The sequence below is a fragment of the Rhizobium sp. CB3090 genome (assembly GCF_029714285.1).
Lineage (GTDB): Bacteria > Pseudomonadota > Alphaproteobacteria > Rhizobiales > Rhizobiaceae > Rhizobium.
This window is the reverse complement of the sequence record NZ_CP121662.1, coordinates 40,035-65,728: the sequence shown is the minus strand read 5'-3', so window position 1 is coordinate 65,728 and position 25,694 is coordinate 40,035. Positions and strand designations below refer to the sequence as shown.

The 25,694-nt window shown below is 59.9% G+C and carries 27 protein-coding genes; 8 read left to right on the top strand and 19 right to left on the bottom strand.

From position 1 onward, the window contains the following. Positions 1-172: 172 nt before the first annotated feature. The 3 genes from dapD (at position 173) to QA646_RS00315 (ending at position 2,969) form a co-directional block, all read left to right on the top strand. Complete coding sequence (dapD, locus tag QA646_RS00325; protein ID WP_283056947.1) at positions 173-1,030, top strand: 2,3,4,5-tetrahydropyridine-2,6-dicarboxylate N-succinyltransferase; 858 nt, start codon at positions 173-175, stop codon at positions 1,028-1,030. A gap of 159 nt (positions 1,031-1,189) precedes the next feature. Beyond that, a complete protein-coding gene (gene dapE, locus QA646_RS00320; RefSeq protein ID WP_283056946.1) occupies positions 1,190-2,383 on the top strand; it encodes a succinyl-diaminopimelate desuccinylase in 1,194 nt (397 codons plus the stop codon). Next, a complete protein-coding gene (locus tag QA646_RS00315) occupies positions 2,370-2,969 on the top strand; it encodes a hypothetical protein (protein WP_283056945.1) in 600 nt (199 codons plus the stop codon). The genes dapE and QA646_RS00315 overlap by 14 nt, the downstream gene beginning before the upstream one ends. A gap of 965 nt (positions 2,970-3,934) precedes the next feature. Here QA646_RS00315 and truA read toward each other — a convergent pair. From truA to def, 5 genes are all read right to left on the bottom strand, one after another. Further along, positions 3,935-4,726 carry a tRNA pseudouridine(38-40) synthase TruA gene (gene truA / locus QA646_RS00310; RefSeq protein WP_283056944.1) on the bottom strand — a complete coding sequence of 264 codons (792 nt, stop codon included), beginning with the start codon at positions 4,724-4,726 and terminating at the stop codon, positions 3,935-3,937. Next, entirely contained in the window at positions 4,726-5,673 is a 948-nt protein-coding gene (gene fmt, locus QA646_RS00305) for a methionyl-tRNA formyltransferase (protein WP_283056943.1), read from the bottom strand. Before fmt ends, truA begins: the two co-directional genes overlap by 1 nt. Positions 5,674-5,751: 78 nt before the next feature. Next, positions 5,752-6,171 carry a type II toxin-antitoxin system VapC family toxin gene (locus tag QA646_RS00300; RefSeq protein WP_283056942.1) on the bottom strand — a complete coding sequence of 140 codons (420 nt, stop codon included), beginning with the start codon at positions 6,169-6,171 and terminating at the stop codon, positions 5,752-5,754. 21 nt (positions 6,172-6,192) lie between these two features. Beyond that, positions 6,193-6,453, bottom strand: coding sequence for a plasmid stabilization protein (locus QA646_RS00295; protein ID WP_283056941.1), 261 nt, complete (start codon positions 6,451-6,453; stop codon positions 6,193-6,195). Between the two features lie 66 nt (positions 6,454-6,519). After that, positions 6,520-7,035 (bottom strand): peptide deformylase, encoded by a 516-nt coding sequence (gene def / locus QA646_RS00290; protein ID WP_283056940.1) that lies wholly within the window; start codon positions 7,033-7,035, stop codon positions 6,520-6,522. A gap of 184 nt (positions 7,036-7,219) precedes the next feature. Between def and QA646_RS00285 the strand changes: the two genes are divergently transcribed. The 3 genes from QA646_RS00285 (at position 7,220) to QA646_RS00275 (ending at position 11,948) form a co-directional block, all read left to right on the top strand. Continuing rightward, on the top strand, positions 7,220-8,416 hold the full coding sequence (locus tag QA646_RS00285) for a DNA recombination protein RmuC (protein ID WP_283056939.1): 1,197 nt from the start codon (positions 7,220-7,222) through the stop codon (positions 8,414-8,416). Positions 8,417-8,517: 101 nt separating this feature from the next. Then, the gene (locus QA646_RS00280) at positions 8,518-9,417 is read left to right on the top strand and encodes a ribokinase (RefSeq protein WP_283056938.1); all 900 of its coding nucleotides are present in this window, start codon (positions 8,518-8,520) and stop codon (positions 9,415-9,417) included. A 188-nt stretch (positions 9,418-9,605) separates the two neighbouring features. Beyond that, complete coding sequence (locus QA646_RS00275) at positions 9,606-11,948, top strand: methyl-accepting chemotaxis protein (RefSeq protein WP_283056937.1); 2,343 nt, start codon at positions 9,606-9,608, stop codon at positions 11,946-11,948. A gap of 72 nt (positions 11,949-12,020) precedes the next feature. On the opposite strand, the gene QA646_RS00270 is transcribed toward QA646_RS00275, so the two are convergent. Continuing rightward, entirely contained in the window at positions 12,021-12,965 is a 945-nt protein-coding gene (locus QA646_RS00270) for a nucleoside hydrolase (protein ID WP_283056936.1), read from the bottom strand. Between the two features lie 230 nt (positions 12,966-13,195). On the opposite strand from QA646_RS00270, the gene QA646_RS00265 reads away from it, so the two are divergent. Next, positions 13,196-13,627, top strand: a complete 432-nt coding sequence (locus QA646_RS00265; RefSeq protein ID WP_283056935.1) for an Hsp20 family protein — start codon at positions 13,196-13,198, stop codon at positions 13,625-13,627. Positions 13,628-13,672: 45 nt separating this feature from the next. Further along, complete coding sequence (locus tag QA646_RS00260) at positions 13,673-13,930, top strand: DUF1150 family protein (RefSeq protein WP_283056934.1); 258 nt, start codon at positions 13,673-13,675, stop codon at positions 13,928-13,930. Here QA646_RS00260 and QA646_RS00255 read toward each other — a convergent pair. The 13 genes from QA646_RS00255 to tsaB all read right to left on the bottom strand — a co-directional run bounded on the left by QA646_RS00255 (position 13,917) and on the right by tsaB (position 25,675). Beyond that, on the bottom strand, positions 13,917-14,150 hold the full coding sequence (locus QA646_RS00255; protein ID WP_283056933.1) for a hypothetical protein: 234 nt from the start codon (positions 14,148-14,150) through the stop codon (positions 13,917-13,919). The genes QA646_RS00260 and QA646_RS00255 overlap by 14 nt on opposite strands. Before the next feature lie 304 nt (positions 14,151-14,454). Beyond that, positions 14,455-15,156, bottom strand: coding sequence for a tRNA (guanosine(46)-N(7))-methyltransferase TrmB (locus QA646_RS00250; protein WP_283056932.1), 702 nt, complete (start codon positions 15,154-15,156; stop codon positions 14,455-14,457). Beyond that, positions 15,153-16,406 carry a methionine adenosyltransferase gene (metK, locus tag QA646_RS00245; RefSeq protein ID WP_283056930.1) on the bottom strand — a complete coding sequence of 418 codons (1,254 nt, stop codon included), beginning with the start codon at positions 16,404-16,406 and terminating at the stop codon, positions 15,153-15,155. The genes QA646_RS00250 and metK overlap by 4 nt, the downstream gene beginning before the upstream one ends. Before the next feature lie 190 nt (positions 16,407-16,596). Further along, the gene (locus QA646_RS00240) at positions 16,597-17,016 is read right to left on the bottom strand and encodes a helix-turn-helix domain-containing protein (RefSeq protein WP_104821842.1); all 420 of its coding nucleotides are present in this window, start codon (positions 17,014-17,016) and stop codon (positions 16,597-16,599) included. 152 nt (positions 17,017-17,168) lie between these two features. Further along, on the bottom strand, positions 17,169-18,767 hold the full coding sequence (gene lnt / locus QA646_RS00235) for an apolipoprotein N-acyltransferase (protein WP_283056929.1): 1,599 nt from the start codon (positions 18,765-18,767) through the stop codon (positions 17,169-17,171). Positions 18,768-18,846: 79 nt separating this feature from the next. Next, entirely contained in the window at positions 18,847-20,013 is a 1,167-nt protein-coding gene (locus QA646_RS00230; protein WP_283056928.1) for a hemolysin family protein, read from the bottom strand. Between the two features lie 24 nt (positions 20,014-20,037). Then, positions 20,038-20,544 carry an rRNA maturation RNase YbeY gene (gene ybeY / locus QA646_RS00225; RefSeq protein ID WP_283056927.1) on the bottom strand — a complete coding sequence of 169 codons (507 nt, stop codon included), beginning with the start codon at positions 20,542-20,544 and terminating at the stop codon, positions 20,038-20,040. Beyond that, on the bottom strand, positions 20,544-21,602 hold the full coding sequence (locus QA646_RS00220; RefSeq protein WP_283056926.1) for a PhoH family protein: 1,059 nt from the start codon (positions 21,600-21,602) through the stop codon (positions 20,544-20,546). The genes ybeY and QA646_RS00220 overlap by 1 nt, the downstream gene beginning before the upstream one ends. A gap of 29 nt (positions 21,603-21,631) precedes the next feature. Then, positions 21,632-23,044 carry a tRNA (N6-isopentenyl adenosine(37)-C2)-methylthiotransferase MiaB gene (gene miaB, locus QA646_RS00215; protein ID WP_283056925.1) on the bottom strand — a complete coding sequence of 471 codons (1,413 nt, stop codon included), beginning with the start codon at positions 23,042-23,044 and terminating at the stop codon, positions 21,632-21,634. A 60-nt stretch (positions 23,045-23,104) separates the two neighbouring features. Continuing rightward, positions 23,105-23,902, bottom strand: a complete 798-nt coding sequence (locus QA646_RS00210; protein ID WP_283056924.1) for a lysophospholipid acyltransferase family protein — start codon at positions 23,900-23,902, stop codon at positions 23,105-23,107. Between the two features lie 30 nt (positions 23,903-23,932). Then, entirely contained in the window at positions 23,933-24,379 is a 447-nt protein-coding gene (locus tag QA646_RS00205) for a Fur family transcriptional regulator (protein ID WP_283056923.1), read from the bottom strand. 142 nt (positions 24,380-24,521) lie between these two features. After that, positions 24,522-25,016 (bottom strand): N-acetyltransferase, encoded by a 495-nt coding sequence (locus QA646_RS00200; protein WP_283056921.1) that lies wholly within the window; start codon positions 25,014-25,016, stop codon positions 24,522-24,524. A gap of 2 nt (positions 25,017-25,018) precedes the next feature. Next, positions 25,019-25,675 carry a tRNA (adenosine(37)-N6)-threonylcarbamoyltransferase complex dimerization subunit type 1 TsaB gene (tsaB, locus tag QA646_RS00195; protein ID WP_283056920.1) on the bottom strand — a complete coding sequence of 219 codons (657 nt, stop codon included), beginning with the start codon at positions 25,673-25,675 and terminating at the stop codon, positions 25,019-25,021. Between the last annotated feature and the right edge of the window lie 19 nt (positions 25,676-25,694).

Here is a 25,694-nt window from a genome sequence, read left to right as displayed (position 1 = left end):
CTCACAGAGAGGAATGGCCAAGCTCTTGCATATGCCCTACAACGCCTCGAATCCAAGCTCAATCGGCGCGGAAAAGACATTCCATTCTCGATGTCCATGCTATAGGACCAATCGACCGCTTCCGGACCATTTCCGGAAATTACGATAGGCACTGACGTTTTAAGGAATTCCCATGAGCGCTAACGATCTCGCCTCCCTCGAGAACTCCATCGAGGCTGCCTTCGACAATCGCGACAATGTGAACGCGTCGACACGCGGCGAAATCCGCGACGCCGTCGAGACGGCGCTCAATCTCCTCGACAGCGGCAAGGTCCGCGTGGCCGAGCGTGGCTCGGACGGAAATTGGACAGTTAATCAGTGGCTCAAGAAAGCCGTGCTGCTTTCCTTCCGTCTGAACGACATGCAGATCGTCGAAGGCGGCCCAGGTGGTTCGACCTGGTGGGACAAGGTGCCCTCGAAGTTCGAAGGCTGGGGTGAGAACCGCTTCCGTGAAGCTGGCTTCCGCGCCGTGCCGAACGCAGTCGTCCGCCGCTCCGCCTATATCGCGCCGAATGCCATCCTGATGCCCTCCTTCGTCAATCTCGGCGCCTATGTCGGCGAAGGCACCATGGTCGACACCTGGGCGACCGTCGGTTCCTGCGCACAGATCGGCAAGCATGTGCATCTCTCGGGTGGCGTCGGCATCGGCGGCGTGCTGGAGCCGATGCAAGCCGGCCCGACGATCATCGAAGATAATTGCTTTATCGGCGCGCGCTCGGAAGTGGTCGAAGGCTGCATCGTTCGTGAAGGCTCGGTGCTCGGCATGGGTGTCTTCATTGGCAAATCGACCAAGATTGTCGATCGCGCTACCGGCGAGATCACATATGGCGAAGTCCCGCCCTACTCCGTCGTCGTCGCCGGCGCACTGCCGAGCGGCAACACCATGGCGAACGGCCAGCCGGCTCCCAGCCTCTACTGCGCCGTGATCGTGAAGCGCGTCGATGAAAAGACCCGCTCGAAGACCGGCATCAACGAGCTGCTGCGCGACTGATTACGCAATTTTTTGGAAGCGCGGTCGTCATATCGCGCTTCCCTCATGCTTGCCGGGTGGGCATGCCTGTGCGATTGCTGGAATCGCGGCAAAGATTTTCGGCCTATCGCCGATCCTTTGCCATCGCTTTGCCATTTCTCGCCGGATAAGTTGCCTCCGATGACCGTTACCGATCCCGTCACAAACCTGCAAACTCTCATTCGCTGTGCCTCCGTCACGCCTGCCGAAGGCGGTGCGCTGACTGCGCTCACCGATATGCTGCTGCCGCTCGGCTTCAAGGTCGAGCGCATGACGGCGAGCGAGCCGGGAACGCCCGATATCGAGAATCTCTATGCCCGCCTCGGAACGGAGGGTCCGCATCTGATGTTTGCCGGCCATACGGATGTCGTGCCGGTCGGCGACGCTGCTTCGTGGAGCCATCCGCCCTTTGCCGCCGAAATCGCCGATGGCGAGCTTTTCGGCCGCGGCGCGGTGGACATGAAGGGCGGCATTGCCTGCTTCGTGGCCGCTGTGGCGCGTCATATCGCGAAGCATGGCAAGCCGGCCGGCTCCGTCTCCTTCCTGATCACCGGCGACGAAGAAGGTCCGTCCATCAATGGTACGGTCAAGCTGCTGCAATGGGCAGCGGAGCGCGGCGAGACATGGGATGCGTCGCTCGTCGGCGAGCCGACCAATCCCGACCAGCTTGGCGATATGATCAAGATCGGCCGCCGCGGCTCGATCTCCGGCTTCATCACCGTCCACGGCGTTCAGGGCCATGCCGCCTATCCGCACCTTGCCGACAATCCCGTGCGCAGCATCATCAAGTTGACGGAAGCGCTGCTCGACCCGCCTTTCGATGCCGGCACGGACAATTTCCAGCCGTCCAACCTCGAAGTGACGACGATCGATGTCGGCAATGCCGCCACCAATGTCATACCCGCCAAGGCGACCGCCGCCTTCAACATCCGCTTCAACGACACCTGGACGGTCGAGACGCTGAAGGCCGAGATCCTTGCACGCCTGGACGCCGCGGCGGCCGACGAGACGCTGCGTCCCGGACGCTCGCCGGCGAAATACGACATCACCTGGTCGGAGCGTCCGAGCCATGTGTTCCTGACGCGCAACAATGCGCTGATCGCCTCGCTTTCTTCCGCCGTCGAAAACATTACCGGTCTAAGGCCGGCGCTTTCGACCACAGGCGGCACTTCCGATGCCCGCTTCATCAAGGACTACTGCCCTGTTGTGGAATTCGGCCTCGTCGGCCAGACCATGCACATGGTCGATGAACGGGTCGCGCTATCGGATCTCGAAACACTCACCGAGATCTATGAGACCTTCCTTCAACGCTGGTTTGCGAATGCCGACCTTTAGGGAAGTCCAATACTACCTGGCGGGCCTGTGGCTATTGATCCGCATGGACGCGCGCGGCTTCCAATATCTCGACATATCAGACCGCGGCATGTTGCGGTCGTTCTGGGCGATCCTCTGGAGCCTGCCGTCCATCGGCATTTCATGGCTCTGGTGGCAACAGGCCTATCTCACCGCCATGCCGCCGGAAACCTCGACCGGCATGGCCTTCTTCTTCCGCCTGGCGCTGGTCGAGGCGGCAAGCTGGCTGGCACCGTTGATATTCGCCGGCGTGCTGCTGATGATCTTTCGTTTCGGCGACAAATTCGCGCCCATCGTCGTGGTGGTCAATTGGCTCGGCTTGCCGACCTCCTATCTCAACTCCCTGCTGATTGCGCTGCTCGCCTACGTGCCGGGCTCCAGCGGACTGGCGGCCATCCTGTGGCTGGCGCTGATGATGGCGATCATCTTTTCGCTGGCACGTATCCTCCGGATGATCTGCGGCACGCATCCGCTTTTCGTCGGCGCGCTGACGCTGATACTACTGATCCCGACCATGCTTTTGACGGATTTCCTGCAGCGTTTCCTTGGCATCTATCCGCCGGGTTGAGCGGTCAGGCACCTCTGACAAGGCTTCTCGCGCAGGCAGAGCAGATCGCGCGACAAAAGACCTGCGTCGGTATCTGGCTGGACACATTCAGCTTCCAAGCTCCCGGGTTTTACGAAAAGAACGGTTATGAGCGGTTTGGGACTTTGGAAGACTATCCGAAAGGGCGGGCGCGCATCTTTTTTCGCAAGGTCTTCTGAACCGGTAGCCTGCTGGGTGCAAGGGTCATTTACCTCTCTTCGCGGTAAGAAATTGATAGGCTACAGCCCAATATTTTCAGTCACGATGAATATCTAAAATATAAACCATATATTAACCGCAATATTAATGTATTTCTACAATAGATGGGCATTAACACATTCCTGTTTATCATAGCTGGCCTGCATGATGCAGCAATAAATTAGAGAGCTATGATATGCTTGATCTGACAAAGATGATGCAATTACTATTGTTTGCAGCTTTGATTATCTTATTTTTCCGGTGGGTGGTTGAGGACATGAACAGGTGACAATCAGTTGCACCTGAGGATCTCAGTACCGCGATAACCTGCTCTCAGCAGTCTGCTACCCAATCGAGTCCCTCCCAAATATTGGCATGGCGCTTCGCCAGACCGCGACGCGTGCGGCTACACTTTTTATGTTGACGCAATTCGTGGCAATGGCGCGTTCATGTTCAATTTCGGTGGCGCAGCCCCGACGCTGCGTGTGTCGATGCCTGATGGGCTGGATGCCGCTCTCGGGGCTGGGGCTGTTACGGCATTCGTCCCGAGGGCATTGCTATTGTAGAGGGTGGAACCGACGCGGAAATGTTGTCGAAAGATAGTGTCGCTGACAGGCATCCCGAGCCGTTCAACGGCGGCTAGAGCGGGGTGCCGAAAAGTGTGTGCGGTTTTCGGGCGACATCCCGCTCTAACTTTTTGATTTAGAGCCGGATGATTTCAGGTCGATTCGACCTGAAATCATCCGGCTCTAGGAATCGTCCTGTTCGTCATCGGCATCAACAGGCCCAACGCTGTCGCGATAATCCACCTGCATGAAATAGAGCCCGTCCGGCGGAGCGACCGGACCGCAGGCCTTGCGGTCTCGCGCGTTGAGCGCAGCGCGCACGTCGTCCACAGTCCACTTTCCCTCGCCCGCAAGCTTCAGCGTGCCGGCGAAGGAGCGGATTTGATTGTGCAGAAAGCTTTGCGCCGTGGCGCGGATTTCGATCAGCTCGCCATTGCGGGTCACATCCAGCCGGTCGAGCGTGCGCACCGGGCTGTTCGCCTGGCAATGTGCCGAACGGAAGGTGGTGAAATCATGCCGGCCGACCAGCGTCTGCGCTGCTGCGTGCATGACCTCATGATCCATATCCTTCGGCACCCACCAGGCACGCCCTGCCTCCAGTGCCAAGGGCGCGCGGCGGGCGATGATGCGATAGAGATAATGGCGGCGGATGGCCGAAAAGCGGGCGTCGAAATGCGCATCAACTTCGACGATGTCGAGAATGGCGACCCGCTCTTTGGCGAGCCTCAGATGCGCATTGAGTGCGTTGCGGAGCGTATAGGTCTTCCATTCCTTGGAGAGGTCGGCATGCATGACCTGACCCATGGCATGCACACCGGAATCGGTGCGTCCCGCGCCGCGGATCGAAACCGTCTCGCCCGTCAAAGACAGGATGGCGCCTTCTATCGCGCCCTGCACGGAAGGACCGTTATCCTGGCGCTGCCAGCCAACATAGGGGAGGCCGTCATATTCGACGGTCATGCGGTAGCGCGGCATCAGGCTGATCCCGTCGCCAATATCGTGCCCGGCGCAATCGGCGTGCCGCGCAGGAAATCGGCTGCAGTCAGAAGCTTGCCGCCGGCCTTCTGCAGCTTCGTCAGCCGGACGGCGCCGGAACCACAGGCAATGACGAGATCACCGGTCAGCACTTCACCGGCTGCGCCCTCACCTTCGGCAAGTTCGGAACCAAGAACCTTGATGCGCTCTGCCCGGCCGGCGATTTCGGCCTCGAACCAGGCGCCCGGAAAGGGCGAGAGGCCGCGAATGTGATTGTGAACATCCGCAGCCGGCTTACTGAAATCGATGCGCGTCTCACCCTTATCGATCTTGGCAGCGTAGACGACGCCCTCGGCGGGCTGGTCGGTCAGCGGCAGTTCATCGTGCTCGAGCTTGTTCATCGCCACGACCATGGCCTTGGCGCCGACCAACATCAGCTTGTCGTGCAGCTCGCCCGCAGTCATCGTGTCGCCAATCTCGACTTCGCGCGTGAGAGCGACCGGACCGGTATCGAGGCCCTTGTCCATCTTCATCACCATCATGCCGGTCTTCTTGTCACCGGCCATGATCGCCCGCTGGATGGGTGCGGCACCGCGCCAGCGCGGCAGCAGCGAGGCGTGGCCGTTATAGCAGCCAAACCGCGTGCCCGTGAGGATCGCCTCCGGCAGCAGCAGGCCATAGGCGACAACCACGGCGACTTGGGCATCGAGTTCGCGGAAACGCTGGCGCTCTTCCGGGTCCTTGAAATTGACGGGTGTGAACACCGGCAGGCCCAGCAATTCCGCCGCCTGATGCACCGGCGACTTCTGCAGGTCGAGCCCACGACGCCCGCCCGGACGTGGCGGCTGTGTATAAACGGCACGAACGCGGTGCCCCACATCGACCAGCAGCCGCAAAGTCGGCACGGAAAATTCGGGCGTACCCATAAAGATGATGCTGAGCGACATTCGATCCGTCCGACTAAGAGATATCTAGTTTGGCATGATCGTGCCCAAAAACCGCTTCGCACTTTTTGAGATCATGCATCAGCCGCCTTCAAACGGGTTTACGAGCTTCAGATCAAGCCCCTCGAAATCTTTTGTGTTCCGCGTCGCCAATGTCGCACCATTGGCCAGGCAGATGGCTGCGATCATAGCGTCCTTGGTTTCCATTCTTCGGCCTATCTTGTGGCGTCGAGCAGAAATTATTCCATATTGATGGGCCGCATTGCTTGAAAAGCCCAGAACGCGGCCGGAAAACTCTGCCTCTATCGCATCCAGCTCCGCGATCAGTGTCGCTTTGCGCTTGCCATCAGCCAGGAGCTCCAGTCCGAAGCGAATCTCTCCAATGGTGATGGCGGTTACGAAAACCGATTCGACGGCAAAGCCATCAAGCCAAGACAATATGCGATCGCTGTGCAGTCGCCCTTGCAGCTCGGAGATGACATTTGTGTCCAGAACAATCATCTGGGATTATACCGGCACAAACTATTCGAAATGCGGCGGCTCGCGGTCCGGCGCATGCCGAAAAGCATTGATTGCCTCGATTTCTTCTTCGCTCAGCTTCTCTGCACCAAGAACCGCTCTTAACCGCAGACCTGCTGAACTGTTCAAATCCTGCTGCCGTCCAAGCGACTGACGCAGCAGAGCGATCGCCTCTTCTGAAAGGCTTCGGCCATGCCGGCTGGCATTCGCTTGCAATTGCTTCTTTAACGCTTCGTCCACGCCACGCAGCAAAAGATCGCCCATTCGCGCCTCCAAATTGATATCAATGATATCATAGGCGCTTCAAGCTCATCTTTCAACAGTCGCTGCTCAGAGCGCCTTCGACTTCGCTGCCTTGGTGAACTTCTTGATCACCATGTCGCGCTTCAGGCGCGAGATGTAGTCGATGAACAGCACGCCGTTCAGATGGTCGATCTCGTGTTGGAGACAGGTGGCGAGCAGGCCGTCGGCTTCGACGATCTGTTCCTTGCCGTCGCGGTCGAGATGCTTGACGGTGACGCGGGCCGGACGCTCGACTTCGGCGTAATAATCCGGAATGGAGAGACAGCCTTCCTCATAAACCGAGCGTTCGTCGGAAGAGCTGACGATTTCGGGATTGATGAAGACCAGCGGCTGCTTATCCTCCCCTTCACGCGACACGTCGATTACCAGCATGCGGCGGGGAACGCCGACCTGGATGGCCGCAAGGCCGATGCCTGGCGCGTCATACATGGTTGCCAGCATATCGTCGGCAAGGCGTTGAACTTCGGTATCGACGCGCTCAATGGGCGCAGAGGCCTGGCGGAGCAACGGGTCGGGCAAAATGATGAGTGGCTTGATCGTCATGAAGTTTCCCATAACGCATCTTGCTGTGCGATGGAATTATTTAGATGGCGGTTGACGGGTGTTTTTTCAACGTTTGCGACGTCAGGTCGATCATAGCTCTCTAAAATTTTGTTCACGTTTTGATCTGGATATTCTCCACGATTTTGTTATGGTGCCGGCACGAGTTCCACGAGTATTCGATATCATGTCCTTTTCATTTTTCGGCCAAGACATTCCCGCAGTGCCGTTACTCATCGGCCTGGTCATCCTGCTGCTGATCGCCGTCATCGTCCTTGTCATCAACAATAGAGGGCGACTGACCGAAGAAGATATGCTGCGGGCCGAGGATGCCGAGCACAATATGGCGGCGCTGCTGAGAGCCCAGGCGGAAATGCAAGGACGGCTTGCGACCATGGCCGAAGTATTCGGCTCGCGGCAGGCGGAGTTCAACCACGCCATCAATCAACGACTCGACGGCATGTCGCAGCGGGTGACTGCGACGATTGGCGAGCAGACTCGCTCGACGCATGAGAACCTGCGCCGCTTGCAGGAGCGGCTTGCCGTTATCGACGCCGCGCAGAGCAATATTCAGTCCCTTGCCAAGGATGTCGTCGGCTTACAGGCAATCCTCTCCAACAAGCAGACGCGGGGCGCCTTCGGCCAGGCCCGGATGGAGACGATCATCGCCGACGGATTGCCGATGGGCGCCTATGCCTTCCAGCCAACGCTCTCCAACGGATCGCGGCCGGACTGCACCGTGCGCATGCCGAACGGCTCGCCGCCGCTGGTGATCGATGCCAAATTTCCGCTGGAGGCATGGAACGCCATCCGCAACGCGGCCGCAACAAGCCCTGAACAGGGCAGGATTGCCGCGCAGCAATTCCGCCGGGACCTCGAAGTGCATATTCGCGATGTCGCCGAGAAATATCTCATTCAAGGGGAGACCCAGGATACGGCCTTCCTCTTCGTTCCCTCCGAATCGATCTTTGCCGAAATCCACGAGAATTTCGAAGCGATTGTGCAGAAGGCGCAGCGCTCGCGCATCGTTATCGTCTCGCCGTCACTGCTGATGCTGTCGATCCAGGTCATCCAGGCCGTGTTGAAGGACCAGCGCATGCGCGAGCAGGCGCATGTGATCCAGGGCGAAGTGGCGCAGCTCATGACCGATCTTTCTCGCCTCGACGAGCGAGTGCGCAAGCTGCAGGGGCATTTCGCCATGGCGCAGAAGGACGTCGACATGATCGTCACCTCCGCCGACAAGCTGGCACGCCGCGGCGAAAGGATAGAAGCGCTGGAATTCGAAGCCGCCGGCGAGCCGGCGAAGGCGCCCGCCGAGGACCGGCCGAAACCGATCGACAATCGCACCGGCCAACTTAAGCTCAGGGTGGTTGACGAGGACTGACTGCTTCGGGCAGTGTCGCGCCAAATCAATGCATGATCCCCAAACGTATGAAGCGGTTTTGGGTGGGATCGCGCAAGATCAACACGCAGGGCGAAACACTCATGATCACTATTTTCGGCTCCATCAATATGGACCTCATCGCCACCACCGACCGTCTGCCGAAGCCGGGCGAGACGGTGGCGGGCAACGGCTTTTCCACCGCCGCCGGCGGCAAGGGCGCCAACCAGGCGCTGGCAGCGCGGCGCGCCGGCTCGACGGTGCGTTTGACCGGCGCCGTCGGCAATGATGGTTTCGCCGTGCCGGCACTTGCCCTGCTCGATGCCGCCGGCACCGATCTCTCCACCGTCAGCCAGATTTCCGAGCCGACCGGCACCGCGCTGATCCTCGTTGGCGGCGACGGCGAAAACATGATCGCCGTCGTGCCCGGCGCCAACGGCACGATGGCGGCCGAGGATGCGACCAAAGCCGTCGATGCTCTGAGCCCGGGCGATACGCTCATGCTGCAATTCGAAATCCCGGTCGCAGCCGTCGAGACGGCGCTCGCAGCGGCAAAGGCCAAGGGCGTCCGCACCGTTCTCAATCTCGCACCCCTCATTCCCGATGCCGCACGGCTCGGACGCCTTGCCGATATCGTCATCGCCAACGAGACGGAATTCGAGAGGCTGGCAGGCCAGGAAAACATGTCGACCGGCGGCCGCGAGGCGGCACTTGTCCGCCTGCACGCCGAAACGGGGCAGACGCTGATCGTCACGCTCGGCGCCGACGGCGTCATCGCTATCCGCAATAGTGAATTGTTGCGCGCCAAGGGCCTCATCATCGAACCGGTCGATACCGTCGGCGCCGGCGACACTTTCTGCGGCTATCTGGCCGCCAGCCTCGACCAGGGTCTCGATTTTCACGTAGCGCTGCGTCGCGCCGCCGTCGCCGGCTCGCTGGCTTGCCTGAAACCAGGTGCCCAGCCGTCGATCCCAAGTGCAAGCGATGTCGCTGCACATCTTTGAGACCTGTCATTCCTAGCCGTGGAAATTTAATTAAATTTTTGCGCTTCGCGATCATTCTCCTCAGGCCTGCCGCGCATGGCTGTCTCGCAGCGGCAGGCGCTTTCACGGCGGTCCCATGATGGGGCCATCCTGTGCTGACCTTGCATCCGGATAATGTGCATCCGACGCATCGTTCTCTCGAGGAAATGATGTCCATCTTTCGTATGAAATCGCTTGCGGCCAAGCTCATCCTGGTCACTGGGGTAGCGATTGCGCTGGTTCTGTTCGTCTCCAACTTCCTGCTGATTTCGCAGAATCGCGATCGCGTGCAGATGCTGACCATGGATCAGGCCAATAGCGAGGCCAAATCCATCTCCAACGAAATTGCCGCCAATGTCGGCGAACTCGCCAGCGCTGCCCGCTCCATGGCCGCCATTATCGGTCGCGGCCACGAGGGCCACACCTTCGATCGCAAGGGCATCATCAATATCCTCAAGGCCAATGTCGAGCAGAACGCCTTCGCCTTCGGCAGTTGGTTCTGCGAAAAACTCGGCGCATTCGACGGCAAGACAACCGAACTTGCCGGCAACAAGGATGAAGGCGTCAACGACAAGGGCGTGTTCACACCCTATTGGTCGAAGACGAAGGACGGCGGCATTCAGTTCTCCACCTTCGACAATGACTACACCGCCGCATGGTGGAAGCTCGCTGCCGATAGCGGCAAGGGCGCCATCACCCCGCCATACCTGGCCAAAGGCACCGACGTTCCGACAACCATGAGCTCGATCGCTTATCCCGTCACGTCCGGCGGCAAGGTGATCGGCGTCTCCGGCGTCGACATCTCGCTCGCTTCGCTCTCCGTCAAGCTGCAGAACCTGCATCCCTTCGGCTCCGGCCGCGTCCTCCTGGTCTCGCAAGACAACAAGTGGCTGGTGGCGCCGAACAAGGACCTGCTGATGAAGGACTATAGCGGCGATGGCGCCGACGTCATCAAGGCAGCATTGACCTCATCGGCGACGGGCCTGGTGAAGAACCTTGCCGATGGCGACACGGAAGGGTTCGATCGCGTGGTCTATCCCTTCGCCGTGCCCGGCCTCAATGCCACCTGGGTCGTGCTCATCGACGTACCCCACAGTGCGATTGCCGAACCGGTGCGCGAGCAGACCTATATGATGATCATCGGCGGCATCCTCGTGCTCGCTGCCGTCATGCTGGCGCTCTACGCCGCCGTGCGCGCCTTCGTGCAGAAACCGCTCGGCGGATTGGTCGCCACCGTCAACAGCCTCAGTGCCGGCAACTATGCCGAACCCGTCGAGGGCCAAGATCGTGCCGACGAGATCGGCTCGGTCGCCAAGGCGCTCGAAGGCTTCCGCTTCGCCCTTGCCGATACCAAGCGGCTGGAGACCGAAGCCAACGACCAGCGTCGTGCCGCTGAAGGCGAACGTTCCCGCTCGGAAGCGGAGCGGGGCGAAACCGTGGCGCTGCAGCGGCGCATCGTCACCATTGTCGGCCAGAGCCTTGCCGAACTCTCCAAGGGCAATCTCAGCCACCGCATTGCGGAGGAATTCCCTGGCGAGTACGCCCAGTTGAAACAGGACTTCAATGCCGCACTCGCCAGCCTGGAAGAGACGGTGCACACGATGAACCTCAGCATCAGCAATATCGGCGGCGGCACGGGCGAGATCAGCAACAGCGCCTCGGACCTTGCCCGCCGCACCGAGCAGCAGGCGGCAAGCCTGGAGGAAACCGCCGCTGCGCTCAATGAGCTCACGGCCCAGGTCAATTCCAGCGCCGAAAATGCCCGCACGGCTGCCAGCAGCGTCAACGCGGCATCCGATGATGCCGGACGCTCCGGCGAGATCGTGCAGAAGGCGATCGCCTCCATGCACGGCATCGAGCAGTCTTCGCAGGAAGTTTCACGCATCATCGGCGTGATCGACGAAATCGCTTTCCAGACCAACCTTCTCGCTCTGAATGCCGGTGTCGAAGCCGCCCGCGCCGGCGAAGCCGGCAAGGGTTTTGCCGTCGTGGCGCAGGAAGTGCGCGAACTGGCGCAGCGTTCGGCCAATGCCGCCAAAGAGATCAAGACCCTGATCAACACTTCGGCCGGCCAGGTCAAGGAAGGCGTCGATCTCGTCGGCCGCACGGGCAGCGCGCTGCACAAGATAGCCGAGCAGGTGATGGAGATCAACGGCCTCATCCGCCAGATCTCGGCTTCTGCCAGCGAACAGGCGATCGGGCTGAAGGAAATCAACTCGGCCATGAACCAGATGGACCAGGTCACGCAGCAGAATGCCGCGATGGTGGAAGAAACCACCGCCGCCAGCGTGACGCTGAACGACGAGGCCCAGACTTTGAAGTCGCTCGTCGCCCGCTTCCGTACGTCGCACAGCGGTCAGGACAATGCGACTGCGCTGCGCGCCACCGCCCAGCAGATGCGCGCGCCGGCACCTGTCCGCCGTGCTGCCCCTGCCGCCGCCCCGGCTCGCAAAGTGCAGCCGCAGACCCAGGGCGCGAACGCGCTGGCGCAGAGTGAATGGGAAGAATTCTGAGCCGACTAATGATAAACATTAAAGGCCGCCGGAGCGATCCGGCGGCCTTTCATTTTCCTGCTGCTGCACAAGTCAGATGCGTGCGAAACGCTCGGTCAGCAGTGCGAAGAAACCGTCGGCATCAACATGGCGCATGACCTTGGCGTTATGCTTGCGGTCGGTAACATGCCACCAGTCGACGACGGTCATGCCAACCGTCAGTTCCGACGCAACCTCGATCTCGACATTGCAATCGCGGCCTTTGAACAGCTCCGGCTTCAGCAGGTAGGCGATGACCGTCGGGTCGTGCAACGGGCCGCCGTCGGAGCCATATTTTTCGATATCGAAACGCTCGAAGAATTCCAGCATCTCGACCATGGCCTTGGCCGGGGCGGAGCCTACGGCGGCGATCCGCGCCACGCGATCCTTGCGGGTCAGAAGCTGGTGCGTCACGTCGAGCGGCATCATGACGATCGGTACACCGGAGCGGAAGACGACATCGGCGGCCTCGGGATCGACATAGATGTTGAATTCCGCGGCCGGCGTGATGTTGCCGCCTTCGAAGAAGCCGCCGCCCATCATCACCAGTTCGCGGACGCGGGCGACAATGTCTGGCGCCTTCTGGAAGGCGAGCGCGATATTGGTGAGCGGACCGAGCGTGCAGAGCGTGACCGCGCCCGCCGGCTCGTTTCTCAGCGTCTCCACGATGAAATCGACGGCATGGCCGGGCTGAAGGTCCATGGTCGGTTCCGGCAGGTCGGGGCCGTCGAGGCCGGTCTTGCCATGGACATGCTCGGCGGTGACCAGCTTGCGCTTGAGCGGCGCATCGGCGCCGGCAAAAACCTTCACATCACGGCGATTGCAGAGCTCACAGACGATACGTGCATTGCGGCTCGTCAGCCGCAGCGGCACGTTGCCGGCGACCGTGGTGATGCCGAGCACGTCAATCTCTTCACGGCTTCCGAAGGCGAGGAAAATCGCGGCGGCATCGTCCTGGCCGGGATCGGTATCGATGATAATTTTTCTGAGCTCGGTCATGTCTGTCGCTTTCCTCCGGTGCAGATCGGCAGACCTTGATGCGAGCCCCTTTGCGCTTTGTCAAGCAGCCGCATGCCGACGTAGCGATCGGCATCCTGCGCCACAATTAATCTCGCAAATGCGAAGGCGACGCCTCCTTGCACTCCCCCGCCCCTGCTCCCATATTACACATAACCGGGTGCTGAAAGATCAGGTCCGGAAAGGTCGCTTGCTACCAAGGACTTGAGACAATGAGCCGGACGACTCCCTTTGCCAGCCCTCTGCTTCTGGGCTTCGACACCATGGAAAAGACGCTGGAGCGGATTTCCAAGGCTAGTGATGGTTATCCCCCTTACAATATCGAACGCATGCGGGCTGACCGCCTCTCGGGCGAGCCTGAGCGTCTGCGCATCACGCTTGCGGTTGCCGGCTTCTCGGAAGACGAGCTCGATATCACCACAGAAGAAAACCAGCTTTTGATCCGTGGGCGACAAGTGGAGCCGGAGGAGCGCGATTATCTCTATCGCGGAATTGCGGCCCGTCAGTTCCAACGCGTCTTCGTTTTGGCTGACGGCATGCAGGTGCTTGGCGCCGTCCTGAAAAACGGCCTCCTTTCCGTCGATCTCATTCGGCCGGAACCGGACCGGATGGTAAAGAAAATTAACATTTCGGTCTCACAGTAAGACAACGGCTGATTGCCGTTGGTCTCTCATGCTGGAGGTACGAACATGCTTTTGAGAGAAGCCACTGCCCGCCTGACTCAATCCGAACTGGCCGATATCGGTGCCGGTGAGGTTGCCTATGTCAGAAAGATACATTCGGACGAAGTTTCCCGTTGCTTCCCCGAGGCGCCGGACATCGATCCGAGCGTCGACCTCTGGGCGCTGTTCGGTGCGGATGGCACGCCGATCCTTTTGACGGATAACCGCTCGAGCACCTTCTACAAGGCGGCTGAGGACGAGTTGAAGACTGTCAGCCTGCATTGAGGGTGACGACGCAGCGATTAAGCGGACAACAGCGCAGGCTGTCGTTTTTGATATACGCCTCACAGCGCTCCCAGGTTCCGTAAACATCGAAAGCCAGCGCGATTCCCAGCCTTGACGCTTGCCCCAGAAGCTCGGGTGGAAATGTATCCCCGCCATTGCCGTCGATGAACCAGCCGATGAAAAGCTCCAATTCGCCGCCGCTCTCTTTGAGTGCCGCCAACCTTCCGCGCGATTTTCCAGCTTGGTGAGGATACCGGAAAGCGCTTCTGCCAAGGGAGTGCCCTGTCCGGCGGCAAGTTCGAAGGTGCAATAATTGGCCTCCGATACCATGTTCAGAAGCCGTCCATCGCTTCCGCGCATGGGCTCGCCGGCTTGATAGGCCGCGATCGGCCGCAATCCGACGGCTGCGGCGATGGATGCTGGATCAAATTCCGGATGCCAGATGCGCAAAGAGATTCGAAACTGATAGCCGCTCATTTCGGCAGCCTATGGCATCAAACGCGGGATGATCCAGCGATATCAGGTCAAACGCGGCGGAATGTCAGATAGGCCGAAGACCGCCCCTCGCGCCGGGCCTTGGCCTCATAGCGCGTGCTCGGCCAGCCCTCATAGGGTGTCAGCCAGTCGCTGGCATTTTCTGCCGTCCACTCAAAGCCGCCGTGAGCATGGCAATGCTGCAGCGTCCAATTGACATAGGTATCGATGTCGGAGGCGAAGCAGAAGAGGGCGCCGGGTTTCAGGACACGATGGAAGCGGTCGAGATTCACCTGCGAGACGAAGCGGCGCTTCCAGTGTTTTTTCTTCGGCCAGGGATCGGGATAGAGCAGATCGATCTGGTCGAGGCAGGCGTCCGGCAGCCAGTCCAGCAGTTGCGTGGCGTCGTCATTGTAGACGCGGATGTTACGCGCGCCGGTCTCGTCGACACGGGCGAGCAGTTTCTGCATGGAATTAACGAAGGGCTCGACGCCGATAAAGCCGGTTGTCTGATATTCCAGCGCCCGATGGATCAGGTGCTCGCCGCCGCCGAAGCCTATTTCCAGGCGCAGACGTTCGGTCGGCACCTGGAACAGATCATTCAGCGGCTGCGGTGCCGGTGCGGAGAGATCGACGATATATTGCGGCAGCAGCGCTTCCAGCCTTTCGGCCTGCTGGCCGCGCAAGGCCTTTCCCTTGCGCCGGCCGAAGAATGCTTCCGTCGCCCGCGACCGGCGCTCGGAATTGATCATGCAGCTTCCCGGGTCTTTACGGCTTCCTTCAGCGCCTTGACGAGGTCCGTGCGCTCCCAGGAGAACGAGCCGTCGCGGCCTGCCTTGCGGCCGAAATGACCGTAAGCCGAGGTCTTGGCATAGATCGGCTTGTTGAGGTCGAGATGGCGGCGGATGCCGGTCGGCGACAGGTCCATGTTCTTGCGGATAGCCTCTTCAACCTGATCCTCAGTGACACCCTTGCCGGTGCCGTGCAGGTCGACATAGATCGACAGCGGCTGGGCAACGCCGATGGCATAGGAGAGCTGGATCGTGCAACGGTCGGCAAGAGCGGCGGCAACGACGTTCTTCGCGAGGTAGCGCGCAGCATAGGCAGCGGAACGGTCGACCTTGGTCGTATCCTTGCCGGAGAAGGCGCCGCCGCCGTGCGGAGCAGCGCCGCCGTAGGTGTCGACGATGATCTTGCGGCCAGTCAGACCCGCATCACCATCCGGGCCACCGATAACGAACTTGCCGGTCGGGTTGATATACCAGGCGCAGTCGGCCGCGATCTTCAGGTCACCGAGAGCTTCGCGAATATAGGGTTCGACGACGGCGCGAACCTTCTTCGAATCCCAGCTTTCATCGAGATGCTGGGTGGAAAGTACGATCGAGGTCACTTCGGTCGGCTTGCCGTCGACGTAGCGAACGGTCACTTGGCTCTTGGCGTCCGGGCCGAGCTTGGCGACCTCGCCGTCGCCCTTCTTGCGGGCGGCCGCGAGGAGCTGCAGGATCTTATGCGAATAGTAGATCGGTGCCGGCATGAGGTCCGGCGTTTCGCGGCAGGCGTAGCCGAACATGATGCCCTGGTCGCCGGCACCTTCGTCACCCTGCTGGTCGGCGGCGTTGTCGACGCCCTGGGCGATGTCGGCGGACTGCGAATGCAGGAGAACGTCGATGCGCGCCTTCTTCCAGTGGAAGCCGTCCTGCTCGTAGCCGATATCCTTGATGGCGCGGCGGGCAGCAGCCTTGAACTTCGAAGGATTGATGACGTCGTTGCCGTCCTTGTCCTTCTTCATCAGGCTCGGCGGCAGACGCACTTCACCGGCGATCACGACGCGGTTGGTGGTGGCAAGGGTCTCGCAAGCAATGCGCACTCCCCAGGGGTTGACGCCTGTCTTTGCCGCTTCGCGGTAGACCAGATCGACGATTTCGTCGGAGATGCGGTCACAGACTTTATCCGGGTGACCTTCGGCAACAGACTCGCTGGTGAACAGATAATTCGCGCGCATATGGGATTCCCCTCAAAGAACAAATCTTCGCTTTTGATATTCGTGTCGAGCGCGAAAAACAAGTCGCAGAAGGACATAAATATATCTTTATATCCCGGTGAAAGTGATAAAATTTTGCCATAAACAAGGAAAAGGCGGCCAAAATGACCGCCTTACGACTCTGCCGCTCTGCAGCGATGCTTCGGAACACTTATTCGGCGTCGGCTTCGGCTGCGAGCGCCTTGACGAGCTCCACCACCTTGCGACGGACCTTACCGTCGGAGATCTTCACGAAGGCGCGGTTGAGCTGCAGCCCTTCGGAGGAGGAGAGGAAATCGACCACATAGTTGGAGCTGGAGGCCTCGGCCATGCCGCCGGCTGTTGCCGCATGCTCACCCGGAGCGTCCTCGAAGAAAAAGGAAACCGGAACGTTAAGAATGCTGGAAATATTTTGAAGACGGCTGGCGCCAACGCGGTTGGTGCCTTTCTCGTACTTCTGAATCTGCTGAAAGGTGATTCCGAGGCTTTCGCCGAGCTTCTCCTGGCTCATGCCGAGCATGGTACGGCGAAGGCGGATGCGGCTTCCGACATGAATGTCGATGGGGTTCGGCTTCTTTTTGTTCTCAATCATCATATTGCCCTAACATAGGTTGAATCCAGGTCCTGCCATCCGGTGTCCTTAACCACCCCTATAACGCTACGTTGCAGCCGACGCCCCACCCGGCTTCTAGTTTACGTTCAAAAGGCAGACAACAACCACTATGCAATTTTAGGGTTTTTTGGTCAATTCGCCCTTGAAATAAAACCCATGCGTGAAATCACAGCGATCATACCGACTACTCCGATAACCAACCAGAAGTACATATTTCGCATTCTATCATCGATTGCCGACATGGTTGCGCTACTCAAAGTGGCGTCGACAAATCCTTGCTCATTAAAGTCGATTCCGGAAATCAAACGTCCGTGAGCGTCGACATAGGCCGAAACACCCGTATTGGCGCTGCGAATCAGCGGCAATCCCTGTTCGACAGCCCTCACCCGCGCCTGCAGGAAATGCTGATAGGGGCCAGGCGTATCGCCAAACCAGGCGTCGTTCGTAACGTTTAAAATCGCGTTGGCCTGGCGGATTTCCGGCGTCATTTCGTTTGGAAAAATGATCTCATAGCAGATCAGCGGATAAAGCTTGACGCCGCTTGGCAGCGTCAGCAACTGCCGGCTGGCGGCGGCCGAAAAGCCGCCCGGCAGCTCGATGACATTCTGAATTCCGAGATAGCCGAGAATGTTTTCGAAGGGCACGTACTCGCCGAAAGGCACGAGATGGGTCTTGTCGGAAGCGCCGATGATCTGGCCGCGACCGTCGATCACATAGATGGAGTTGTAATAACGCGGCTCGAGACCGGGACCCATGTCCTCGACACGAACGGCGCCGGTGATCAGGATCTGGTCATCGTCGAGCTGATCGGCAATGCGGGTCAGCGCGTCCTGATTATCCGTCAGGATGAAGGGGACAGCGGTTTCCGGCCAGACGATGATGTCGGGCCGCTTGCCGCCATTGACGGGCGGCTGGACAGAAAGCGAGAGATGTTTGTCGAAGATGGCGGCACGATCGGCATCCGTGTTCATCTTGGCTTCCTGATCGATCGCAGGCTGGACAATGCGCACCACCGGGGCCGCCTTGCCGCCGGCCGGCGGTGGCGGCAGATTGAGCGCATAGTAACCATAACCGAAATGCGCGGCGGCGATGAGCACGGCAAGGCAAATACCCGGCACCCGCCCCTGGCGTGTTCCAAGCAATGCCGGAGCTGCGAAGACGAAGACCGCAAGCACATTGACGCCGAGCACGCCGATCACATGCGCCGATTGCATCATCAGCGGTGTGGGCATTGCACCGTAGCCTACGGCATTCCAGGGAAAACCGGTGAAAAGGAAACTGCGCAGCCATTCCAGCAGCCCGAAAGCGAAGGCGAGTGCGGCGATACGCCCCATACCATCAGACCAGAGCAGCCGGGCCAGAGCCGCTGCCACGCCATAGAAGATCGCCAGAAACGCCGGCAAGCCGAGGATCGCCAGCGGCAGCGCCCAGGCGAACTCACCGGCGTCGATCAGAAGCGCATGGCCGAGCCACCAGAGACCGGCGACGAAATAGCCGAAGCCGAATAGCCAACCGATGAAAAACGCTGGCCAGAGGCGTCCAAGGAAGCCACTATCGGGATCGGCGGTAGCGCCATCCAATAGCCAGACAAGCAGCGTGAAGGAGACGAACATCGCCGCGAAGAAGCCGAAGGGCGGCAGAGCGAGGACACCAATGGCTCCGGCGAGGATGGCAAGAAATGCGCGCTTGAAACCCCAGACGAGGATTACCCTGCCCGAAAGCCGTTCCATGCGCGCGCTCCGTCCAAACTGCGAATCAATTGGCGGCAGTCTTTCAAAAAAGCAGCCATTTGTCCTGCTGAAGCGCCATTTATTGGCTGGCAGACTTCTGCTCGGCCTGAGGTTCGTCCGGAAGCGCATCCGGCGACGGCAGATCGCGCTCGATCACGCCACCTTCGCCTTCTGCCTTGGCCGGACGGCGGCGCAGGGCATGACGCTTGCGGGTGATGCGCAACCGCTTGATGCGGCGCGGATCGGCATCGAGAATATGGAATTCGAAGCCCGGCAGCGCCTGCACGAGTTCGCCCCGCACCGGGATACGGCCAAGCGCGGAGAAGATCAGGCCACCGAGCGTATCCACCTCGTCCACCTGCTCGCTGATGTCGAAATCGGGGCCGATCGCCTCGGCGATCTCCTCCAGCTCGACGCGGGCATCGGCGACGAAGACGTCTTCGGAGACGCGCTTGAACATCACTTCTTCGTCGTCATGTTCGTCGTCAATGTCGCCGACGACCATTTCAACGATGTCCTCATGCGAGGCGAGGCCGTCGGTACCGCCATATTCGTCGATAACGAGTGCCATCTGCGTACGGTTGACCTGCATGCGGCGGAGCAGATCGGACGCCAGCATGGAGGGCGGCACGAACAGGATTTTTCGGATGATGCCGGCTTCGGCCAGCGTCTTCTGCAGGTCGACGCGCGAAAGATCGAAATTCGGCTTGGCCGAACGCGGCGGCTTCTCGGCCGGGCTGGCCGCCGGCGCTGACGCTGCCGCCTTGCCGTTGCTGCCGCGGCGCTTGTTGCGCGCCTGCTTGGCGACATAGGACAGGAGATCGCGGATATGCACCATGCCGCGCGGATCGTCGAGCGTTTCGGCATAGACCGGCATGCGCGAGCGGCCGCTCTCCTCGAACAGGATCATCAGCTCGCCGATGGTGATATTCTGGTCAACCGCCTCGATATCGGCACGCGGCACCATGACGTCCTCGACACGCACCTCGCGGAAACGAAGGATGTTATGCAGCATTGCCCGCTCGTCCGGCGAGAAAGCATCGTCATCGGTGGCATTGGTCATCAATGCGTCGGCGAGATCCTCGCGCAGGCGCGCCGATCCTTGTGCTGGGCGCAGAATACGCGCAGCGCGGGCCCAGAAGGAAGAGTGTGATCGTTTGCCGCTACTACTGCCTACCTCATCGGAGGAGGCGGTTTCAGCGCCGTCTTTGGCCTCAGCGGCCGGTCTTGTCGTAAAGTCGCTCATTGTTCCTGATCAGACAGGGTTCAGTCAAATGGGGTCCTGCCCCGCATAGGGATCAGATAGGCCAAGCCCCGCCAAAATGCGAGTCTCCAGCCCCTCCATTCTTTCGGCTTCGCTATTATTCATATGGTCGTAGCCGAAGAGATGCAAGAAACCATGCACCATCAAATGGGTCAGATGGTCGTTAAAACTCTTCTCCAACTCGACCGCTTCGCGCTCCACCGTCTCTTTGGCGATGATGATATCGCCGAGCATCGGGCCGGGTTTACCGCCGGGAACCAGCGGAAAAGCGGGGAAAGACAGGACGTTGGTGGCCTTATCCTGCTCACGCCATTCCGCATTGATCTCACGGATCGAGGCATCGTCAGTGAAGACCAGCGACAATTCCGGCGCCATTTTCGGAAAGGGCTGCTTCTCGTGTTTCTCGAGATAGTCCGCAGCCGCGCTCAATACGCGCTCTGCCAGCGCCTGCAACTCATCCTCGGAGGGCCAGCCGCCCTCCTCGATGCTGATCTGTATATCGAGATCGGCCATCAGATTTGCGGATCGACCTCACCGCCCTCAACGGGGGCTGCGTAGTTCGAATCGTAAGCCCTGACGATGCGCGCCACCAGCGGATGGCGGACGACGTCCGTGTCCCTGAAGCGGATTATACTTATACCTTCGACGCCATTCAGGAGCTGCAGGGCCTCTACCAGGCCGGATTTGACACCGCGCGGCAGGTCGATCTGGCTGGGGTCGCCGGTGATGATCATGCGCGAATTCTCGCCGAGACGCGTGAGGAACATCTTCATCTGCATCGAGGTGGTGTTCTGCGCCTCGTCGAGGATGACGGCTGCGTTGGCAAGCGTGCGGCCGCGCATGAAGGCGAGCGGCGCGATTTCGATGACGCCGGCGGTGATGGCGCGTTCGACCTTATCGCCCGGCATCATATCGTAGAGCGCGTCATAGAGTGGGCGGAGATAAGGATCGACCTTCTCTTTCATATCGCCGGGCAGGAAGCCCAGACGCTCGCCGGCTTCGACAGCCGGGCGCGACAGGATGATCTTTTCGACCGCACCGCGCTCCAGAAGCTGAGCGGCATGGGCGACGGCGAGGTAGGTCTTGCCGGTGCCGGCCGGGCCGACCCCGAAAACCATTTCGGAACGGTCCATTGCCCTGATATAGGCGTCCTGAGTGGGCGTGCGCGCGATGATCGTCTTCTTGCGCGTCGAAATCTGCGCCATCGTCAGCTTGGCTTTTTTCTCCATCGTCGGCAGCGTCAGTTGGTCGTCGGCGGCAACCGCCATGCGGATTGCTCCTTCCACGTCGGAGCGTTCCACATTCCCACCTTTCTGCAGCTTGTCATAGAGATAATCGAGAGTGCGGCGCGCCTGGTTGGTGGCCAGCACATCGCCGGTGATGATGACGGAATTGCCCCGAGCCCGGGCATCGATACCAAGACGCTCCTCGAGCAGCTTCAAATTCTGATCGAACTGCCCGAAAAGTTCGCTGGCGAAGCGATTGTTCTCGAACGTCAGGATGAAGTGATTGGCGTCGCTCGCGGTGCGTGGCTGGCGCGATGAAGAAGAAACCAATTCCTGTCCGTTCAAGCGGTCCGGCTCCTTTGCCTGTCCGGAACCTAAAGCAATTCAGCAAAAAGGCTGTTCGTGCTGGTTCCGGTGATTCGTACGTTGATAATGTCACCGATTTGCGATGCTTTTGCATCAACATTCACAGATTGCAGCCAAGGGGATCGACCGATCAACTGACCGGGCATGCGGCCCGGCTTTTCCAGCAGAATATCGACTACCTTACCGACGCAGGCGTCAGCAAAATCATGCTGCTGCTTCAAAAGCAGAGCCTGCAACCGTTCCAGCCGTTCCGCCTTGATCTCTTCCGGCACTTGGCCCTTCAATTCCGCACCCGGCGTTCCAGGGCGCGTCGAATATTTAAACGAGAAGGCTTGCGCATAGTTCACCTCCTCCACAAGACGAAGTGTATCCGCAAAATCCTGCTCTGTCTCCCCCGGGAAACCAACAATGAAATCACCCGAAAGGGCGATATCCGGCCGCGCCGAGCGGATTTTTTCGATCAAAGCGAGATATTCCGCCGCCGTATGCCGCCTGTTCATCGCTTTGAGGATGCGGTCGGAACCGGACTGAACCGGCAGATGCAGATAGGGCATCAGCGTGCGCAGATCGCGATGGGCCGTGATCAGCCGGTCATCCATGTCGCGCGGGTGGCTGGTGGTATAACGCAGCCGGGCAAGGCCCGGAATTTCCGCCAGCCGGTAGAGCAGGTCGCCGAGGCTCCAGGCTTCGCCCGAAGATCCGGTTCCGTGCCAGGCATTGACGTTCTGGCCGAGCAGCGTGATTTCGCGCACACCGCCGTCCACAAGTTTTTCAGCCTCTTCGACGATCTGGGCGACCGGACGGGAGACTTCGGAGCCGCGCGTATAGGGCACGACGCAGAAGGTGCAGAACTTATCGCAACCCTCCTGCACCGTCAGGAAGGCCGTGACGCCGCGGGCGCGGATCTTCGTCTTCTCAGGCGTCGGCAGATGTTCGAACTTATCCTCGATCGCATATTCCGTATCGACGACGCGCTGACCTTCCTTGGCGCGGCGCAGCGCTTCCGGCAGGCGGTGATAGGTCTGCGGACCGATGACGACATCGACGGCGGGCGCGCGGCGGAGGATTTCCTCGCCCTCGGCCTGGGCAACGCAGCCGGTGACGCCGATCATCATGTCGCGACCGTCGGCTGCCTTGCGCTTTTTCATCTCACGCAGGCGCCCGAGCGCGGAATAGACTTTTTCGGCCGCCTTCTCGCGGATATGGCAGGTATTCAGCAGGACGAGATCGGCTTGTTCCATGTCCTCGGTCGGCTCGTAGCCGTCACGGGCGAGCGCATCGCTCATCCGCGTCGAATCGTAGACATTCATCTGGCAGCCGTAGGTCTTGATGAAGACCTTGCGGCTGTTGGAGCCATCGCGCAGGCCAAGCTCCAAAGCATTGGGCTGCGGGGCATCGAGAATTGCACTGTCCTTGGTCATGGCCGCTATGTAGTGGCTTTTGCTTCTGGAGAAAATCAAAAAGTTAAAATCGCCGGAATATCAGGCGATCTCGCGGCCAAGCAGCCGACCCGCCAGCATGGTGCGGATGCGCCGCGCGACGGTGGCGCTGACTTCCTTGCGGTTGGTATCGGCACGATAATCCACCGCCTCGCCGAAGCAGACGTCGACATCGATGGCGCCGCAGGCAAAGATGCCCTTCAGGTGCGGCATCAGCTCGATGTCACCCGGCCAAGCCGCCAAGGGGCGATAATAACGGCCCATGGCGACGCCATGGACACGGGTATAGGCAACCGCAACCGGCTGGACGTGAACGACGGCATCTGATGTCTTCGGCAAAGCTGCGGCAGCCGCGCCGAACAACGAGGATTTGACATCGAGCAGGCGATTGCCGTCCGATGTCGTGCCTTCCGGAAACAGCACCATGATCTCGCCATCGGCCATTCGCTCGGCAATTTCGCTCACCTGATCGCCGGTCTTGCGCTTCTGCTCGCGTTCGATGAACACGCTCTTCTGCCATTGGGCACAAAGTCCGAAGATCGGCCAGTCCCGCACTTCCGATTTCGCAATGAAGGCGACGTCGGCAACGGCGGAAAGCACCAGAATGTCGAGCCAGGACGCATGGTTCGAGGCCAGCATCAGAGGCCGGCGGCGCTCAAGCTCTCCAACGACATGGATACGGATGCCGAGCCAGTAGCAAATGATGCGGTGCCAGTAGCGCGGCAGATAGCGCCTGAGCTTCCAGTCGAAGCGCAGGCAAAGGATCTGCAGCGGCAGCAGGACAAGACTGACGGTGAAGATAACGATGACGGCACAGCCGACGCGCAGCCAGGTTATCAAATCATCCGCTCCCGCACGACCGCCGCCACTTCAGCGTTCGTCCTTCTTCGACGGCTCATCCTTTTTCAGGGGAATGCCGTAAAGCTCCAACCGATGGTCGACGAGCTTGAAACCGTATTCGCGGGCAATGCGCTCCTGCAGCGCCTCGATCTCCGGCGAATGGAATTCGATCACCGCGCCGCTCTTCAGGTCGATCAGGTGATCGTGGTGTTCTTCCGGTACAGTCTCGTAACGCGAACGCCCGTCACGGAAATCATGGCGGGCAATAATGCCGGCATCCTCGAATAGCTTTACAGTGCGATAGACGGTCGAAATCGAGATCTTTGCATCCACCTTGACGGAGCGGCGATGCAGCTCTTCGACATCGGGATGATCCTCTGAACTCTCGATGATGCGCGCAATGACCCGCCGTTGCTCCGTCATGCGCATACCGCGCTCGGCACAAAGCTCCTCAAGGGATTTTACGGGATCGTTCATTGAATACGTCTTCGGTCTATTCGTCTAAAGCATGTCGCGCAAAAGTGCGCAGCGGTTTTTGCGATAACGACATGCGCAAAATCAAGAGTCTGAAGCGCAAAGAGCGAATCCTGGAGATTGCGATGTGCTTCAGGACAACGGACTAGCGAAGAACGCGGCGCATGACAAGCGCCGTCGATTTCGTGCCGTTTTCACCGACATAATAGGCCTTGCGTTCGCCGACCGTTTCGAAACCGAGCTTGCGGTAGAGACCGAGGGCCGGCTGATTGCCGCCATCGACTTCCAGGAACATGGTTTCGCCGCCGCGATTGCGCGCTTCACGCAATGCCGCCTGCATCAGCCGCCAGCCGAGACCAGTGCGGCCCAGCTTGGCGTTGACGGCAACCGTCAGGATTTCCGCTTCTCCCGCCGCATGGCGCGCCAGGACGAAGCCTGGGAGCGGCTTTTTCAGGATGGCATTGGTCTGACGGGCGACAAAGCCGAAGGTCGTGTCCTGCGACAGCAGATCTTGAAATTCGCTATCATCCCAAACCCGCGAGAAACGTTCGCCATGCAGCGCCGCCACCTCGGCGCAATCCCGAAGCTGCATCGGGACGATCTCGTATTCGGCTTTTAGGGTGAGATAGGATTCCAGCATGGTCATACTCTGGCGACTGCGTATCCGGCCTGCGGTCTGGCGTCGGGTCCGCGAAGATAAAGCGGCCTCGGCTTTTCGCTGACAGGTTTGACAGCGCCCAGCCGGGCGACCGTGGCAATCGGAAAGGCATCGGGCCGTGCCGGCGGCGGAGCATCACTTAGCCGGGCAACAGCCGAGCCAGTGACGACGCCGTCGAAAGCATCTGACATCGCACGCGCTTCATCTGTTGTCACGGCGCGCGCCTCATCCAGCGGATGGCCATCGGCATCGAAGGACTGAAGATAGATCTCCTCGCGCTTGGCATCGATGGCGGCCAGAACCGATTTACCCGGATTCGTTTCCCGTGCGGCAGCGGCCATGACTTCGAGGGTCGTGACGCCGACAGCGGGAATGTTCAGGGAAAGCGCGAAACCGCGGGCCGCTGCAACGCCGATGCGGATGCCGGTAAACGAGCCGGGACCGACGGTCACGACTACACGTTCCACTGCCGCGAGTGCTGTGCCGGCTTCAGCCAGCGCCCGGTCGACAACATCCATCAAATGCTCGGCATGCCCTCGCCCGATCGTTTCCGTGACCTCCCCCATCACAGAATCACTGCCGCTATCATACACAGCGGCAGCGCAATCCACACCTGCCGTATCGAGCGCCAGTACGATCATCACAATTTTTCCGAAAAAG

Excerpts from the sequence above, each read along its gene's own strand:
- dapD (WP_283056947.1), top strand. The coding sequence starts at position 173 with ATGAGCGCTAACGATCTCGCCTCCCTCGAGAACTCCATCGAGGCTGCC.
- dapE (WP_283056946.1), top strand. The coding sequence starts at position 1,190 with ATGACCGTTACCGATCCCGTCACAAACCTGCAAACTCTCATTCGCTGT.
- QA646_RS00315 (WP_283056945.1), top strand. The coding sequence starts at position 2,370 with ATGCCGACCTTTAGGGAAGTCCAATACTACCTGGCGGGCCTGTGGCTA.
- truA (WP_283056944.1), bottom strand. The coding sequence starts at position 4,726 with ATGCCGCGCTACCGCATGACCGTCGAATATGACGGCCTCCCCTATGTT.
- fmt (WP_283056943.1), bottom strand. The coding sequence starts at position 5,673 with ATGTCGCTCAGCATCATCTTTATGGGTACGCCCGAATTTTCCGTGCCG.
- QA646_RS00300 (WP_283056942.1), bottom strand. The coding sequence starts at position 6,171 with ATGATTGTTCTGGACACAAATGTCATCTCCGAGCTGCAAGGGCGACTG.
- QA646_RS00295 (WP_283056941.1), bottom strand. The coding sequence starts at position 6,453 with ATGGGCGATCTTTTGCTGCGTGGCGTGGACGAAGCGTTAAAGAAGCAA.
- def (WP_283056940.1), bottom strand. The coding sequence starts at position 7,035 with ATGACGATCAAGCCACTCATCATTTTGCCCGACCCGTTGCTCCGCCAG.
- QA646_RS00285 (WP_283056939.1), top strand. The coding sequence starts at position 7,220 with ATGTCCTTTTCATTTTTCGGCCAAGACATTCCCGCAGTGCCGTTACTC.
- QA646_RS00280 (WP_283056938.1), top strand. The coding sequence starts at position 8,518 with ATGATCACTATTTTCGGCTCCATCAATATGGACCTCATCGCCACCACC.
- QA646_RS00275 (WP_283056937.1), top strand. The coding sequence starts at position 9,606 with ATGTCCATCTTTCGTATGAAATCGCTTGCGGCCAAGCTCATCCTGGTC.
- QA646_RS00270 (WP_283056936.1), bottom strand. The coding sequence starts at position 12,965 with ATGACCGAGCTCAGAAAAATTATCATCGATACCGATCCCGGCCAGGAC.
- QA646_RS00265 (WP_283056935.1), top strand. The coding sequence starts at position 13,196 with ATGAGCCGGACGACTCCCTTTGCCAGCCCTCTGCTTCTGGGCTTCGAC.
- QA646_RS00260 (WP_283056934.1), top strand. The coding sequence starts at position 13,673 with ATGCTTTTGAGAGAAGCCACTGCCCGCCTGACTCAATCCGAACTGGCC.
- QA646_RS00250 (WP_283056932.1), bottom strand. The coding sequence starts at position 15,156 with ATGATCAATTCCGAGCGCCGGTCGCGGGCGACGGAAGCATTCTTCGGC.
- metK (WP_283056930.1), bottom strand. The coding sequence starts at position 16,406 with ATGCGCGCGAATTATCTGTTCACCAGCGAGTCTGTTGCCGAAGGTCAC.
- QA646_RS00240 (WP_104821842.1), bottom strand. The coding sequence starts at position 17,016 with ATGATTGAGAACAAAAAGAAGCCGAACCCCATCGACATTCATGTCGGA.
- lnt (WP_283056929.1), bottom strand. The coding sequence starts at position 18,767 with ATGGAACGGCTTTCGGGCAGGGTAATCCTCGTCTGGGGTTTCAAGCGC.
- QA646_RS00230 (WP_283056928.1), bottom strand. The coding sequence starts at position 20,013 with ATGAGCGACTTTACGACAAGACCGGCCGCTGAGGCCAAAGACGGCGCT.
- ybeY (WP_283056927.1), bottom strand. The coding sequence starts at position 20,544 with ATGGCCGATCTCGATATACAGATCAGCATCGAGGAGGGCGGCTGGCCC.
- miaB (WP_283056925.1), bottom strand. The coding sequence starts at position 23,044 with ATGACCAAGGACAGTGCAATTCTCGATGCCCCGCAGCCCAATGCTTTG.
- QA646_RS00205 (WP_283056923.1), bottom strand. The coding sequence starts at position 24,379 with ATGAACGATCCCGTAAAATCCCTTGAGGAGCTTTGTGCCGAGCGCGGT.
- QA646_RS00200 (WP_283056921.1), bottom strand. The coding sequence starts at position 25,016 with ATGCTGGAATCCTATCTCACCCTAAAAGCCGAATACGAGATCGTCCCG.
- tsaB (WP_283056920.1), bottom strand. The coding sequence starts at position 25,675 with ATGATCGTACTGGCGCTCGATACGGCAGGTGTGGATTGCGCTGCCGCT.